14 protein-coding genes are annotated in these 14,720 nt (G+C 67.6%); 9 read left to right on the top strand and 5 right to left on the bottom strand.

The window, feature by feature from the left end; translation table 11 throughout:
• Nucleotides 1-18 precede the first annotated feature (18 nt).
• Nucleotides 19-1,953: a PAS domain S-box protein gene (locus RKE25_RS11765; RefSeq protein ID WP_311838288.1), complete on the top strand. Its 1,935-nt coding sequence runs from the start codon at nt 19-21 to the stop codon at nt 1,951-1,953.
• Nucleotides 1,954-1,995: 42 nt separating this feature from the next.
• Here the strand turns inward: RKE25_RS11765 and RKE25_RS11760 are convergent, their stop codons facing one another.
• Complete coding sequence (locus RKE25_RS11760; RefSeq protein ID WP_311838287.1) at nt 1,996-2,184, bottom strand: hypothetical protein; 189 nt, start codon at nt 2,182-2,184, stop codon at nt 1,996-1,998.
• A 156-nt stretch (nt 2,185-2,340) separates the two neighbouring features.
• Between RKE25_RS11760 and RKE25_RS11755 the strand changes: the two genes are divergently transcribed.
• On the top strand, nt 2,341-2,859 hold the full coding sequence (locus tag RKE25_RS11755; RefSeq protein WP_311838286.1) for a BON domain-containing protein: 519 nt from the start codon (nt 2,341-2,343) through the stop codon (nt 2,857-2,859).
• A 20-nt stretch (nt 2,860-2,879) separates the two neighbouring features.
• Here the strand turns inward: RKE25_RS11755 and RKE25_RS11750 are convergent, their stop codons facing one another.
• Nucleotides 2,880-3,266: a hypothetical protein gene (locus RKE25_RS11750; protein WP_311838285.1), complete on the bottom strand. Its 387-nt coding sequence runs from the start codon at nt 3,264-3,266 to the stop codon at nt 2,880-2,882.
• Between the two features lie 251 nt (nt 3,267-3,517).
• Between RKE25_RS11750 and RKE25_RS11745 the strand changes: the two genes are divergently transcribed.
• Together RKE25_RS11745 and RKE25_RS11740 are read left to right on the top strand one after the other, a co-directional pair.
• On the top strand, nt 3,518-4,867 hold the full coding sequence (locus RKE25_RS11745) for a sigma-54 dependent transcriptional regulator (RefSeq protein WP_311838284.1): 1,350 nt from the start codon (nt 3,518-3,520) through the stop codon (nt 4,865-4,867).
• A complete protein-coding gene (locus RKE25_RS11740) occupies nt 4,864-5,568 on the top strand; it encodes a hypothetical protein (RefSeq protein ID WP_311838283.1) in 705 nt (234 codons plus the stop codon). Before RKE25_RS11745 ends, RKE25_RS11740 begins: the two co-directional genes overlap by 4 nt.
• A gap of 167 nt (nt 5,569-5,735) precedes the next feature.
• Here the strand turns inward: RKE25_RS11740 and RKE25_RS11735 are convergent, their stop codons facing one another.
• Entirely contained in the window at nt 5,736-5,888 is a 153-nt protein-coding gene (locus RKE25_RS11735; RefSeq protein WP_311842382.1) for a DUF3309 family protein, read from the bottom strand.
• A gap of 127 nt (nt 5,889-6,015) precedes the next feature.
• Between RKE25_RS11735 and RKE25_RS11730 the strand changes: the two genes are divergently transcribed.
• Nucleotides 6,016-6,468 (top strand): PA2169 family four-helix-bundle protein, encoded by a 453-nt coding sequence (locus RKE25_RS11730; RefSeq protein WP_311838282.1) that lies wholly within the window; start codon nt 6,016-6,018, stop codon nt 6,466-6,468.
• 620 nt (nt 6,469-7,088) lie between these two features.
• Here RKE25_RS11730 and ligD read toward each other — a convergent pair.
• Complete coding sequence (gene ligD, locus RKE25_RS11725; protein ID WP_311838281.1) at nt 7,089-9,629, bottom strand: DNA ligase D; 2,541 nt, start codon at nt 9,627-9,629, stop codon at nt 7,089-7,091.
• A 171-nt stretch (nt 9,630-9,800) separates the two neighbouring features.
• Between ligD and RKE25_RS11720 the strand changes: the two genes are divergently transcribed.
• Nucleotides 9,801-10,751: a Ku protein gene (locus tag RKE25_RS11720; RefSeq protein WP_311838280.1), complete on the top strand. Its 951-nt coding sequence runs from the start codon at nt 9,801-9,803 to the stop codon at nt 10,749-10,751.
• Nucleotides 10,752-10,810: 59 nt separating this feature from the next.
• On the opposite strand, the gene RKE25_RS11715 is transcribed toward RKE25_RS11720, so the two are convergent.
• Complete coding sequence (locus RKE25_RS11715; protein WP_311838279.1) at nt 10,811-11,653, bottom strand: outer membrane beta-barrel protein; 843 nt, start codon at nt 11,651-11,653, stop codon at nt 10,811-10,813.
• 197 nt (nt 11,654-11,850) lie between these two features.
• On the opposite strand from RKE25_RS11715, the gene RKE25_RS11710 reads away from it, so the two are divergent.
• From RKE25_RS11710 to RKE25_RS11700, 3 genes are read left to right on the top strand one after another with little or no spacing between them, the layout of a single operon-like run.
• Nucleotides 11,851-13,662, top strand: coding sequence for a thiamine pyrophosphate-requiring protein (locus RKE25_RS11710; RefSeq protein ID WP_311838278.1), 1,812 nt, complete (start codon nt 11,851-11,853; stop codon nt 13,660-13,662).
• A gap of 5 nt (nt 13,663-13,667) precedes the next feature.
• Entirely contained in the window at nt 13,668-13,829 is a 162-nt protein-coding gene (locus RKE25_RS11705) for a hypothetical protein (protein ID WP_311838277.1), read from the top strand.
• Nucleotides 13,830-13,841: 12 nt separating this feature from the next.
• Nucleotides 13,842-14,714: a DUF72 domain-containing protein gene (locus RKE25_RS11700; protein ID WP_311838276.1), complete on the top strand. Its 873-nt coding sequence runs from the start codon at nt 13,842-13,844 to the stop codon at nt 14,712-14,714.
• Nucleotides 14,715-14,720: the final 6 nt, after the last annotated feature.

The following is a 14,720-nucleotide window of genomic DNA, read 5'->3' as shown; positions in this document are numbered from 1 at the left end:
CCTTCGCGAGGAGCCGGCATGCCGACCACCACCCGACAGCACTACGAGCTGCTCGTCCATTCCATCGCCGATTACGCGATTTACATGATCGAGCCCGACGGCCGTATCGCCACCTGGAACCGGGGCGCCCAACGCATCCTCGGCTACGACACGGACGAAGTGCTGGGCCGCAATGTATCGATGTTCTACGCTCCGGCCGAACGCGAAGCACGCCGGCCCGAGCACGCGCTGGCGATGTCGGCGCGCATCGGGCGCCATGCGGAGGAAGGCTGGCGCGTGCGCAAGGACGGCAGCTATTTCTGGGCGTTCTCGGCGATGGACGCCATCCGCGACGAGGACGGCCGGCTGATCGGCTTCGCCAAGGTACTGCGCGACATGACCGAGCGCCGCAAGGCCGAGGAGCGTCTGCGCGACAGCGAGCGGCGCTTCCGCCTGTTCGTCAACAGCGTGTCGGACTGCGCGATCTGCATGCTCAACGTCGAAGGCCTGGTCACCGAATGGAACGTCGGCGCGCGGCGTATCAAGGGCTTCCACGCCGAGGAAGTGGTAGGCCGGCACTTCTCGATCTTTTTCACGCCGGAAGACGCGGAAGCCGGCCTGCCCATGCGTCTGCAGGAAGAAGCGCGCACGGTGGGCAAGGCCTCGATCGAATGCTGGCAGACGCGCAGCGATGGCAGCCGCTTCGAGGCGAACGTGATCATGGACGCGGTGCACGACCAGTCCAACCGCCTGCTCGGCTTTTCCATGGTCACCCGCGACGTCACCGAGCGGAAGGAGAGCGAACGGCATCTGGAAGAGGCGCGCTCGCAGCTGTTCCAGGCGCAGAAAATCGAGGCGCTGGGCCAGCTCACCAGCGGCATCGCCCACGATTTCAACAATCTGCTGCAAGGCATCATCGGCTCGCTGGAGGTGTCCCGCCTGCGCGCCGCGCAAGGCCAGGTGCAGGACGGCATCCGCTTCATCGACAGCGCGCGTCACGCTGCCGACCGCGCGGCGGCCCTCACCCACCGCCTGCTCGCCTTCGCGCGCCGGCAGCCGCTAGTCACCCAGACCATCGACGTGCGCGAATCGATTCTCGGCATGGAGTCGCTGATCCGCCAGACCGTCGGCGAAGCGATCAACGTGCGCATGGACTTCTCGCAGGAACAGTGCCTGGCGCGCTGCGATCCGAACCACTTCGAGAGTTCCCTGCTCAACCTGACGATCAATGCGCGCGACGCCATGCAGGACGGCGGCCTGCTGGCGATCACCACCGGCCGCATCGAGAACGATGCGCAGCGGCCCGAGGTGCCGCACCTGGCGGGCGGCCACTACGTGGTGATCGCGATCACCGATACCGGCTGCGGCATGTCGGCCGAGACGCTCAAGCGCGCGCTCGACCCATTCTTCACCACCAAACCCAAGGACCACGGCACGGGCCTGGGCCTGTCGATGGTCTACGGCTTCGCCGTGCAGTCCGGCGGCACCGTGCGGATCCGCAGCGAGCCTGGCCAGGGCACCACCGTGACGCTCTACCTGCCGGTAGCACAGGAAGCGTGCGAGCACATCGAGTTCGTGGCGCCTCGGCAACGCAAGATCGAAGGCCAGCCGACGATCCTGGTGGTGGAGGACGAACCGGCGGTGCGCGAGCCTGTATCGCTGCGGCTGCGTGAGATGGGTTTCCGCGTGATCGAGGCGGACAACGGTTTTCGCGGGCTGGAAATCCTGCGCACGCGGCAACCGATCGATCTGGTGATCGCCGACGTGGGCCTGCCCGGACTCAACGGCCGCAAGATGATCGACAAGGCGCCGCCGCATCGGCAAGGCCTGCGCGTACTGTTCACCACCGGCTACGCCGAAACCTGGGTGCTGCAGCAGGGCGCGCCGCTCGGCCCGGGCATGGACATGCTCACCAAGCCCTTCGACATGGGCGCGCTGCTGACCAAGATCTACGCGCTCGCCGGCATCGACTGAACGCGAGGCGCCACGGCAACGGCGGCATCGATCTCTGCGCCGTCAGTCCTTGCGCGGCTTGGCTGGCACGAAAGGCGACACCGGATCGCTGGCGGGGAAGGTCTCTTCCAGCGAGTGGTCCTGGTTCTCGCTCTCCCGGCGCTTGCGCGCCTCGCGTTCGGCTTCGGTCTCGCGTCCCTTCGGCGGCGCATCCAGGGGATGTTTCACGTCTTTCCGGTCATGGTCGGTCATGGCGGGTGCTCCTCCGCAGGCGCGTGCAGCATGGAGCGTGCGGCGTGAAGCACGTATGCAATTCGCCGTGCCGGCACGTGAACGCGACGCTCACCGCGCGTGCGCTTGGCATGGCGCTTGTATGCCTTGGACGGAACCGCTACTGGAGGACACGCCATGAAGCCTTCCCATCGCCCACCACGCGATCCGCGCGACCCGCGCTGGATCAACCGGCCCGAAAGCTACGGCGGCTACGCGGATTCTGGCGACGACGATTATCCGGCGGCGCAACAGGGACCGATGCGCGAATACAGCGGTCACGCGCGTCCGCGCCCTTCCGGCGAGGAACCCGGCGATTCGGCCGGTTATGCCCGCGGCTATTCGCGCGAACATACGCCCGGCTGGGGCGCGGATGGATCGCGCCATCCAGATGACTACCGCGGCCGCGGACCGCGCCGCGCCGCGCCGGAGGACGACGATCTGCTCGACGTCCTGTGCGAACGGCTGGCCGGCGACGGCGACCTGGACGCCAGCGAAATCGAAGTGAGCATCAGCGAAGGTGTCGTGGTGCTCGCCGGCGCGGTGCCGTCGCGCCAGGCCAGGCGCGACGCCGAAGCCATCGCCGAGAGCCTGCGCGGCGTGCGCGAGGTGGAAAATCGCCTGCGCGTGGAAGGCAAGGATACCCAGCTCTACTGAGCTTCACGGCATCCTGCGCCTCACACCACCAGCCAACGCAGGCCGAGCATGTGCAGCGAACGCACCACGGTATGCGCATCGAACGGCGTTGCGGGCATGCCCGTGACGCCGGGCGATAGCCGCATCGAGGCCATGAGCCGTCCTTCCACGGTCTCCACCACGAACGCCGGATAAACGGGAAGGCGCGCGACAGCGCCGTCGCCATCGCCAGCTGCCCGGCACGTATCGGCATGCACGATCATGAAGGCGATCTCGCCCGCATGACGCGTGTGCCACGCCGTGAGATCGTCCAGGCCACGTGTATGGACCATCGGATTGCGCAGCCCTGTCGCGCGCAGCCGGCCCGCCGCGCGCTCCACGTCGCCCTTCTCGTCATGAACCAGCGCCACGATGGGCAGTTCCTGCATCAGTCTCGTCGCCTATATGGCAGCGCCCGGGGATCGGCACCCGTGATACAGCCAGCAAGGCATGTGCCACCGCGGCGCGCAGGCGCACCACATGCGCTCTATCGGCATATCGACACGAATTAGACGGGGCGTGCACCCGAGCCCATGCACCATCCGTTCCCCATGGCGACGCGAGTCATCGCGCCGCCGCGCAACACACGCCGAAGCGACGCATGCGTCGCTCCGGGTGGCTCACACCCATTGAGAAGCCCATGTCCGCCATCGCACCGACGATCCTGCTAGTAGACGACGATCCCGGCTATCTCCAAGCGACCAGCGCGCACGCCAAACTCAAGGGTTGCAAGGTGGTCTCCGCCACCAGCTTCGCCGCCGCCAGCGACGCGGCCGCGGCCCATACCTACGACTTGGCGCTGGTCGACGTTTCGCTTCCCGACGGCAGCGGTCTGGATCTGCTGGAACACATTGCGCTGTCGCGGCACGGCCAGGCGGTCGTCGTCACCGGCTATCCCACGGTGGACAGCGCGATCCGCACCGTGCGCCTGGCCGCCTCCGACTATCTGGTCAAACCCATCCGCGGCGAGAAGCTCGACGAACTGCTGGACAAGGCCCGCGCCAGCGCGGCGCTGCGCCATGCCTCCGGCAGCCGTTCGACGCGCTGCGGCGACCTGATCGGCCACAGCCGCACGATGCGCGACCTGTTCGAGAAGATCGAGCGCGTCGCGCCGATGGACATCACGGTGCTCATTCATGGCGAAAGCGGCACTGGCAAGGAACTGGCCGCGCGCGCGCTGCACGAGCTGAGCGGCCGCGAAGGGCGCTTCGTCGCGGTCAACTGCGGCGCGGTGGCGCCGGACCTGCTGCCCAGCGAGATGTTCGGCCACGAGCGCGGCAGCTTTACGGGCGCCGTCCGCGACCATGCGGGCTATTTCGAGCAGGCCCAGGGCGGCACGCTGTTCCTGGACGAATTCACCGAAATGCCGCTCGCCTTGCAGACGCATCTGCTGCGTGTGCTGGAGGAACGCCGCGTCACCCGCGTGGGCTCGAACAAGAGCCACGCCGTGGACGTGCGCGTGATCGCTGCCTGCAATCGTGTGCCGGCCGAAGCGGTAGACCAGGGCATCCTGCGCCAGGACCTCTACTATCGCCTGATGGATTTCCCGATCCGCATGCCCGCGTTGCGCGAGCATCCGGAAGACATCCCCCACATCGCCGCGCACATGCTGGAGCGGCTCAACGAGCGCTACGGCACCGACAAAGAGTTCTCCGCCGAGGCTATGACGCGCCTGATGGCCCACCACTGGCCCGGCAACGTGCGCGAGCTGCGACACGTGATCCAGCGCGCCTTCGTACTGTCCGAGGAACAGATCGACATCCCCACCGTGCTGGACACCATGGAAGCGCCGCTGCGCGACAAGACGCGCTTCGACATGCACGTGGGCATTTCGCTGGAGGAGATGGAAAAGCGCGTGCTGCTTGGCACGCTGGAATACTTCAACCACGACAAGGCGCGCACGGCCGAGGTGCTCGGCATCAGCCTGAAGACGATCTACAACAAGCTTGCCCGTTACGCGTCCAGCGACGAGCTGGCGCAGAAGCAATGAGCGCCCCGCCCCACGCGGCCGGCCCCCGCTTCGGTTCATGGCTGGCCTCCGCCTGCGCGCGGGAGAACGCGCGCGAAGCCGTGCGCGAGCTGGTCGAACATTTCGCCGCGGACGCCGGCGCGGACTGCTTCCAGATCGTGCTCGCGCAGGCGGGGCACGGCCGCCTCGCCTGGCGGTGGTCGCTGGCGGACGGCGCGCAGCCCAGCCTCGCGGCGAGCGCCGTGCCGCTCGCCGGCAGCGCCACCGAACGCGCGATGCAAGTCGGCGAGCCGGTGCCTTTTTACGCGCCCGACGGTGCGCACGATCCCTGGCTGGCCGAGGTCGATGTGCATGCCGGCTTCACCGCGCCGCTGCCCGGCAGCGCGGGCTCCGTCGGCGCGTACCTGCGCACGCCGCCCTCGCGACAGCAGGCGGCGCGCCTCTGCGCGCGGTTGCCGCATTACGCGGCACTGCTGTGGCCTCTGCTGTGCCGGGAACGCGTGGAAAGCGCGAGCGTGCGCGCCACGGCCGGCATGCCGGTCAGCGCCTCGCTCAACTGGGCGCATGAGATCAACAATGCGCTGAGCGCGATCGTGCTTCACGCCGACCTCGCGCTCAGCATGCAGAAGTCGCGCGCCGGCGATCCCATCGCGGGACTGCTCGAGCAGATCTGCGCCGAAAGCATCCGTTGCGCGAACATCGTGCGCCAGCATGCCGGCTGAGCAGGCAGGCGTGTAATTTCTTCCTTGAAATGCATTTACTACCAGCAACTCACCCGCACACCGCCGCGCGGGCGCCCGGCCCGCGCCATTCGCACGCAGCCGGACCCTGGCATGGATGTTGCGACATACGAGGCGGCGAAACCGCCGCCTCGCGGACCAGGCGCGTCTCACAGCACGCCGAGGAGAAGCAGGATGATCACGATGATCAAAATGACGCCAAGACCGCCGCTGGGACCATAGCCCCAGGAGCGGCTGTAAGGCCAGGCGGGAACGGCGCCGATCAACAGCAGGACAAGCACGATCAAGAGGATCATCGACAGCGACATGACGTTTCTCCTGACTTGGTGGTACCCAGGCGCAGCAGTAACCGTGCCACACACCGCCAGCTGAACCGCTCCGGACGCCGGTCGCCGATGGACTGTTCATCCCCCCTTTTGGAGGTTACCCATGACCACTACGAACGAACATGACGTCAAGGTTCTCAACGATCTGATCGCCACCACGCTGGACAGCGCCGACGGCTACGCCGAAGCGGCAAAAGACGCCAAGAGTTCCCAGCTGGCCGGGTTGTTCCGCGACCGCGCCAGCGAACGCGAACAGGTGGTGGGCACACTCCAGCAACGCGTCGCTTTCCTCGGCGGCAAGCCCGAAGACAGTGGCACCGTCCTGGCCTCCGCCCACCGCATGTTCGTCAACCTGCGCAACACCCTCGCCAAGAGCGACACGGCGGTGGTCGAAGAAGTCGAGCGCGGCGAGGACCATATCAAGCACAAGTTCGAAGACGCCCTCGAGGACAGTGACGTCTCCTCCGACACCAAGGCCATCATCGCCAACGCCAATGTTTCCGTGCGCAGCGGCCATGACCAGATGAGTCGGATGAAGCATATGTTGCATGCGTGAGGAGATGCGCATGTAGCACGAATTCATCGAGCAACTTGAACCGGCCCCTCTCTGTGGAAGAGAGGGGCTTTTGTTTTCGCGTTGGCACGCGTTCCCGCGAGCACCCGCCCCTCATCCCGCCTTCTCCCCGGAGGGGAGAAGGAGAAGTGCGGTACCGCGGCAAGCACAGCTAGTGCGAGCTTTTGCTCTCCCGGGTTCCCTTCGCGGCGGTGAGGGCTGGACGATCAGGCCGCCTCAGGCGGGCGTGGGCAGGATGCCCCCGCCTTTTCGATCAGGGCATGAATGCCCTGTCGAAAAGCCCGGCCAGCCCTCAACGCACCCGCAGCAGCGTAGGCTGCGGAGGGCGCCGCGCAGGGGGCCCTTCTTCTTGGTTACTTCTTCTCGTGGTCCCCCTTGAGGGGATGGGCAAGCAAGAAGAAGTAACTCGCTCTCCGGCAGGAGAGCGAAATCCCTCGCCCCGCGAGGGGCGAGACCAGACTGGCGACGCACTCGCGGCAACCGAGCGACCGTCCGGCCTGCGCCTACGCAAAACCCGCGCAGAGACAACATCCCAGCAAAGACACAGCGCGCGCCGCGCGAGTCAACACAGCACAGTCGCAGACACAGCGCGCAAGCGCCCCCTACATCGACAACAAACTCGCATCCACATCCTCCACACTCTGCTCCACCTCCCCAAACCCCTCCCATGGATCCTTCCGCTGCCGCCGCAACCGCTGCACCGCCGTGCGGATATCGAACGCCGCGCCGCCCGGTAGCTTGCCCAGTTCCTCCCACCGGACCGGCACCGCCACCGGCGCCCCTTTCCGCGCGCGCAGCGAGTACGACGCAATGCTGGTCGAGCCGCGTGCATTGCGCAGGTAATCCACGAAGATCAACCCGCCGCGGCGGCCCTTGCTCGCCACCGCGATGAACTCATCCGGCCATGCACGCGCCAGCGCGTCGGCGAATGCGTGCGCGAAACCCTTGACCGATGCCCAGGGCGCCGCGGGGCGCAGCGGCACCACCACGTGCAGGCCCTTGCCGCCCGTCACGCGCAGGAACGATTCCAGCCCCACCTGCCCCAGCAGCTTGCGCACCAGGCGCGCGGCGGCCACCACGCGCGGCCACGCCACGTCCGGGGCCGGGTCGAGGTCGAACACCATCACGTCGGCGTGTTCCGGGTCGCTGGCCAGCGCACCCCACGGATGGAATTCGATCACGCCGAACTGCACCAGCTCCATCACCGCGTCGGCGTCATCCGGGCACAGGTAGATCGCGCTGGCGCCGCGCTGTTCCTTCAACTTGGCGCCGCGCACGCGGCGCAGGCCCTGCATCATGTGTTTCTGGAAGAAGCAATCGCCGGCGATGCCCTCGGGGCAGCGCAGCACGGACACGGGCCGGCCCGCCACGCCGGGCAGGAACGCATGCATCACTGCCTCGTAGTAGTCGGCGACGTCCTGCTTGGTGATGCCGAGGTCGGCGAAGATCACGCGGTCGGGGTGAGTGATGGTCACCATGGGGGACTCCTTCACAGGGGATGGAGAGCGCTTGCCGGCCGTCTTGCGGCCTTTCTTCGGGGCGGCCGCGGCGGCCGGCCGGCCGAGATCGGCGATGTCCTTGTCGATGCGCACCGCCTTGAGGCTGGGTTGCCGCAGCAGGCCCTGGTTGCCGTAGCCGCGGAAGTACACTTCCACCACGATCGACGGCGTCACCCAGGTCGCCTGGCGCAGCAGCGGGTCGATGGTCTCGCGCACCACAGGCGGGTCGCGCCGCACCAGGCGGCGCAGGCGCTTGGTCATGTCGCGCAGCTGTTCGGAACCGAAGCCGGTGCCCACGCGTCCGGCGAAGTCCCAGCCTCCCTTCGCGTTGGGTCGCCCCAGCAGCAGCGAGCCGAAGCCCTCGCGCGTCCCCTTGCCCGGCGTGAAGCCGACCACCGCGAACTCGTCGCTCTGCAGCAGCTTGGCCTTGCGCCAGTCGTCGCCGCGGCCGCCGCGATAAGGCGAGTCGGCGGATTTCGAGACGATGCCCTCGACCTTCCACTGCTCGGCCAGCGCCATCATCTGCTCGCCTTCGCCGACATGGTGAGCGCTATAGATCAGCTGTCCGCCGGTATCCGCGGAGGCGATCAGGCGCTGCAGCAGGTCCTTGCGCTCGCGCAGCGGCACGCGGCTGAGGTCATGGCCTTCCAGGTGAATCAGGTCGAACACGGCGTACAGCAGCGGCGAATGCGCTTCGCCGGACAGCACCTGCTGCAACAGGCCGAAATCGCTGTGGCCGTCCTTCACAGCGATCAATTCGCCATCCAGCCGCGCACTTTCCAGGCCCAGCGTCTCCAGCGCCTGCACGATGCCGGGCACGCGCGCGGTCCATTCGATCCGGTTGCGCGACCACAGTTTCACTTCGCCATCGGCGATCGTGGTCAGCAGGCGGTAGCCATCCCACTTGACCTCGTGCAGCCAGTCCCCGCCGCGCGGCGGCTGCTCGACCAGGCGACACAGTTCGGGTGCGAAGAATTCGGCGGCGATGCTGGCCTTGCGTGCACCTGGAAGCGCGGCAGCTTCTTTGGCGAGCGTCTTCAGCGAAGAGCGCCGCGCCGGCTTGGCCCGCGCGCGCCGCGGGGCGGCCGGCGCCGCAGCGGAGGCTCCCTTCGCCGCTTTCTTCTTTCGCTCACCGGCGGCGGGCGCCGGCGACTCGCCCTCTTCCGTCGCATACCGGTCGTTCGCCTTGATCAGGAACCAGGCCGGCTGCCGCTCCTTGCGGTGGCTGCGCACCAGGTGCCAGCTGCCCTTCAGCCGGCGGCCATGCAAGGTGAAGTGCAGGTGTCCCTTGCGCAACTGCTGGTTGACGTCGCCTTCGGCCGACCATACGCCGCGGTCGTAGCAGTCCACGTGGCCGGCGCCGTAGTTGCCCTTGGGGATGTCGCCCTCGAAATCGGCGTAAGCGAGCGGATGGTCTTCCACTTCGACCGCCAGCCGCTTCACGCCGGGATCGAAGCTGGGTTCCTTCGGAACGGCCCAGCTCTTGAGCACGCCGCCGATTTCCAGGCGGAAGTCGTAATGCAGCCGCCGCGCCGCGTGCTTCTGCACCACGAAGATGCTGCCGCCGGCCTTGGCCGGCGCGGCGGGCGGCGGCTCGGCGGTCTGCCGGAAATTGCGCTTGCGTCGGTACTCTTGCAGTTTCATGCCGGGAACCGGTGGCGCCGGCGGCCCGCGCCGGCGGTCGGGACCAGCCTAGTCGCGCGGCCGTGACTGGGAAGTCGACATGAAGGCATGCCGCGCTTCTTACGCGGCGGTCACGCGCGCTTTACTCTCCGCGGGCTTTGCTAGCTGTCCCGACAGACCACGAGATCCGCCATGCCACGCCCTCTCTGGAACGGCTCCCTGTCCTTCGGCCTGCTGAATATCCCCATGTCGCTGATGCCCGCAGAGCGCAACGTCGACCTGCACTTCCGCATGCTCGACTCCCGCAACAACGCCCCCATCCGCTACGAACGCGTCAACGCCGAAACGGGCGAGGAAGTGCCGTGGAAGGACGTGGCGCGTGCGTTCGAGTACAAGAAAGGCAGCTACGTGGTGCTGGAGCCGGAGGACATCCAGGCCGCGCGTTCCGAAAGCAAGGAAATGGTGGAAATCGAAGCCTTCGTCGATGCCGCCGCGCTCGGGCCGGAATACTTCGAGAAGCCCTACGTGCTGGTGCCCTCGAAAAAGGCCGAGAAAGGCTACGTGCTGCTGCGGGAGATCCTGGCGCGCACCAACCGCGTCGGCATCGCGCGCGTCGTGATCCGTTCGCGCGAATACCTGTGCGCCGTGGTGCCACGGGAGAAGACGCTCTATCTCCTGCTGCTGCGCTATCCGCAGGAAATGGTCGACGTCTCCGAGTACAACATCCCCGACGCGGCGCCTTCGCACTACCGCATTTCAGAGAAAGAAATGGACATGGCCGAACAGCTGATCGAGGCCATGACCGCGGCCTGGAAGGCTTCGGACTACAAGGACGAGTATCGCGTCCGCCTGAAGAAGGCGATCGAGAAGCGGATGAAGTCCAAGGGCGTGGTCACGCCGGTGGAACGCGAAGAGGAGCCCGCCGAGGAGGCCGCCACCAATGTGGTGGACTTCATGTCGCTGCTGCAGAAGAGCCTGTCGGAGAACCGCCGCACGCCGGCCAAGTCCGCCACCAAGTCGGCGGCCAAGGAAACCTCGACCAAATCGGCGGCGAAATCCGCGGCCAAGAAGGCCGCGCGCGGCAAGGCAGGCGGCGCGACGCGCAAGACTGCGACCAAGCGTGCGGGGCACCGCCGGCGCTGAGCGCCGGCAGGCCCATTCCCGCCCCGGGCCGCTCCGGGGCGGGGCCGCTCTGGATCGGATCAGAACCGCAGGCGCACGAACAGCGAGGGCCCGTTGACCTTCATGTCCAGCCCGTCGTTGTAGTTGCGATGGTGCTGGCGGATCTTGATCTTGGTGTAGCCGTACTCGGCGCCGAAGCCGACGTTCTTCCACGGGAACCATTCGGCGCCCACCGCGCCGTTGTAGATATGGCCGGCCAGCTTGCCGCCGTTCTTCTTCACGCCGGAAGCGTCGACGTAGATGCGGAACTGGTCGTTCACCGCATAACGCCAGCCCAGCTGCAGCATCGGCGCCCAGGCATTGTCGTCGCTGTGCGTGGAGGCCTGCGCTGTCTCGCCCAGCGCGCTCGCCTCGCCGCTCAGGCGCGTACTGACCCCGTAGTAGGCCGCGCCCACGCCGATGCCGAACACGCCGTTGCCATGACCGATCCACCAGCGGTAGGCGGCACTGCCGAAATCGAAGTTCAGCTTGCCGCTGACCTTGGCCGAGGCCGCGTAGGTCACGCCGCGATAATCGATGGCCCGGCTCAGGTAGCGGGTTTCCTTGCGGTTGATGGAGTAGTAATCGAACGAGAAACCCTGGTGCTCGCCCAAGAGCACGTCGACGCGCGCACGCGGGCTGAACTTGTGGTCCGGAAAGCCCAGGTCGTCCTCCAGATTGACGTGGCCGTTGACTTGGTTGTTGGGATCGCTTGCGCTGACCTTCGTGTCGGTGTTCGCGTAGAAGCCGCCCAGCCACACGCTCACATTGTCGAGCGCGGGCGATTGTTGTGCCGCGGCCGTGCCGCAGGCGCAGGCAAGCAGCACGGCCGCCGAGCTCCTGGCCGCGACGCGGACGGTCATCTGCCTGTTTGCTTCATTCATGCGTGGGCTCCCTTTGTCCATGTGAGATCGGAATCTAGTCAGCGGGAAGTCGACGCGATGTTGGCCGGTCGTGAAAGGCGCGACGACATTTTCTTGCGCGACGCTGTCGGCAGCGCGACACGCACCGATCGCGTGCACCAGTCCGTTCACGGACACGTGCCGTCCGCTTGAGCCGCGCATGGCCAGACTGCGGCGGCATGCATACTCACTCCACCGTCGGCGACTTCATGCTCGAACGCCTCAGCGCCTGGGGCATCAAGCGCGTGTTCGGCTATCCGGGCGACGGCATCAACGGAATCATGGGCGCCATGGGCCGTGCCGCCGACCGGTTCGATTACGTCCGGGTGCGCCACGAGGAAATGGCGGCATTCATGGCCTGCGCGCACGCCAAGTTCACCGGGCAGGTCGGCGTCTGCCTGGCCACGTCGGGGCCGGGCGCGGTGCATCTGCTCAATGGGCTGTACGACGCCAAGCTCGATCACATGCCGGTGGTGGCGATCGTCGGACAGCAGGCACGCTCGGCGCTCGGCAGCGACTATCAGCAGGAAGTGGATCTGCAGGCGTTGTTCAAGGACGTCGCCGCCTATGTGCAGACCGTGACGACGCCGGCGCAGGTACGCCACGTGCTGGATCGCGCGATCCGCATCGCGCACGCCGAGCGTGCCGTCACCTGCGTGATCGTGCCGCACGACCTGCAGCTGATGCCGGCCGTGCCCAGCCCGCCGCGCGAGCACGGCAGCGTGTACTCCGGCGTGGGGCTGGCCACGCCCCATCCGCAGCCGACGGCGATGGAACTGGAGCGCGCCGCCTCGGTGATCAACGCGGGCAGCAAGGTCGCCATCCTGGTCGGCGCCGGCGCGCTGGGCGCGGGCGCGGAGGTGCGCGAGCTGGCCCTGCGGCTGGATGCCGGCGTGGCGAAGGCGCTGCTCGGCAAGGCCGTGCTGCCGGACGATCTGCCTTACGTGACCGGCCCCATCGGCCTGCTGGGCAGCAAGCCGAGCTGGCATCTGATGAATGGCTGCGACACGCTGCTGATGATTGGCACCACCTTTCCGTATTCGGAATTCCTGCCCGCCGACGGCCAGGCGCGCGCGGTGCAGATCGACCTCGCGCCGCGCAACATGTCGTTGCGCTATCCGTCGGAAGTGAACTTGGTGGGCGACGCCGCCGAAGTGATCCGCCGCTTGCTGCCGCTGTTGAGCGAGAAGCGCAACCCCGACTGGCGCGAGCGCATCGAGCTCGACGTGCGCAAATGGTGGCGGCTGCTGGAAGGCCGTGCCATGGCCGAGGCCGACCCGATCAACCCGCAGCGCGTGTTCTGGGAGCTGTCCGCCTGCCTGCCGGACAACGCCATCCTCTGCGGCGACTGCGGCTCGCACACCGGCTGGTTCGCGCGCGACGTAAAGCTGCGCGACGGCATGATGGCCTCCTTGTCCGGCGGCCTGGCCACGATGGGCGGCGGCCTGCCCTACGCCATCGCCGCGAAGATGGCCTGGCCGGACCGGCCGGTGCTGGCCATCGTCGGCGATGGCGCGATGCAGATGAATGGCAACGCGGAGCTGATCACCGTCAAGCAGTACTGCCGGCGCTGGAGCGATCCGCGCTTCGTGGTGCTCGTGGTATTCAATCATGACCTGAACCAGGTGACGTGGGAGCAGCGCGTGCTGGCCGGCGACCCGAAGTTCGACGCGGCGCAGGACGTGGAACCATTCCCTTATGCGCGCTACGGCGAGCTGCTCGGCTTCCGCGGCATCCGCGTGGACCGGCCGGAACAGATCGCCGGTGCATGGCGCGAGGCATTCGCCGCGGATCGCCCGGTGGTGCTGGAAGCCCTCACCGATCCCAACGTGCCGCCCCTGCCGCCCCATGTGAAATGGGAACAGGCGCGTGCCTACATGGCCGCGCTGGCCGGCCCGGATACCGATCGCGAAGCAGTGGCGCGGCAGACCGCGCGCCAGGTGCTCGCCGGGCTGTTCGGCGCGGACGACGACCACGAGAGCAAGAGGTAGCGACCATGCCCAAGCCCCCCGCCAACCGCCCGCACGGCAGCGGCGACCGCAACGTCAACGCCGTGGCCCGCCAGGACCGCCCCGGACAGAAAGACCGCGACCGCAAGATCCGCGAAGGCGAGAAGAGCACGGACAAAGCCGCCAAGCGCGACACCGGTATCCGCTGACGGGAGACGCCTGTGGCGAAGGCGCGCATCGGCATCTCCGGCTGGCGCTATGCGCCGTGGCGCGGCGTGTTCTATCCGGACGACCTGGCGCAGAAGCACGAGCTGGCCTATGCCTCGCGCCAGTTGGCGAGCATCGAGATCAACGGCTCGTTCTACAGCCTGCAGCGTCCGTCGAGCTATGCGCGATGGCGCGACGATACCCCGCGCGGCTTCGTGTTCGCGGTGAAGGCGCCGCGCTACATCACGCACATCCGCCGCCTGCGCAACGCCGAAGAAGGCCTGGCCAACTTCTTCGCCTCCGGCGTGCTGTGCCTGCGCGACAAGCTCGGGCCGATCCTGTGGCAGCTGCCGCCCAGCCTGCGCTATCGCGAGGACGTGCTGGAGGACTTCCTGCGCCAGCTGCCCGCCGACACCGAACAGGCCGCCGCGCTCGCCCGCCGCCACGGCGACCTGCCGAAGGACCGCATGGCCTGGGATACCGATCGCCGCCGCCGGCTGCGCCATGCGATGGAAGTGCGGCACGAGAGTTTCCGCGACCCGGCCTTCATCGCGCAGTTGCGGCGCCATGGCGTGGCGCTGGTCGTGGCGGACACCGCCGGCCGCTGGCCGCTGCTGGAGGACGTCACCGCGGGCTTCATGTACCTGCGGCTGCACGGCGACGAAGAGCTGTACGCCAGCGGCTACGGCCCCGCCGCCTTGCGCGCCTGGGCGCGGCGCCTGCAGGCATGGATGAAAGGTTCGCAGCCGCGGGATGCGCGGCTGGCCGCGCCGGAGACCTCCCCGCCCGCGCGCAAGTCGCGCGACGTCTATGTGTATTTCGACAACGACCAGAAGGTCCATGCACCCTTCGACGCGATGGCGCTGGCCGAGCGCATGAACCGCTGATGCGCG

This window comes from Dyella sp. BiH032, assembly GCF_031954525.1.
GTDB lineage: Bacteria > Pseudomonadota > Gammaproteobacteria > Xanthomonadales > Rhodanobacteraceae > Dyella_D.
This window is presented reverse-complemented; position numbering and strand designations above follow the sequence as displayed.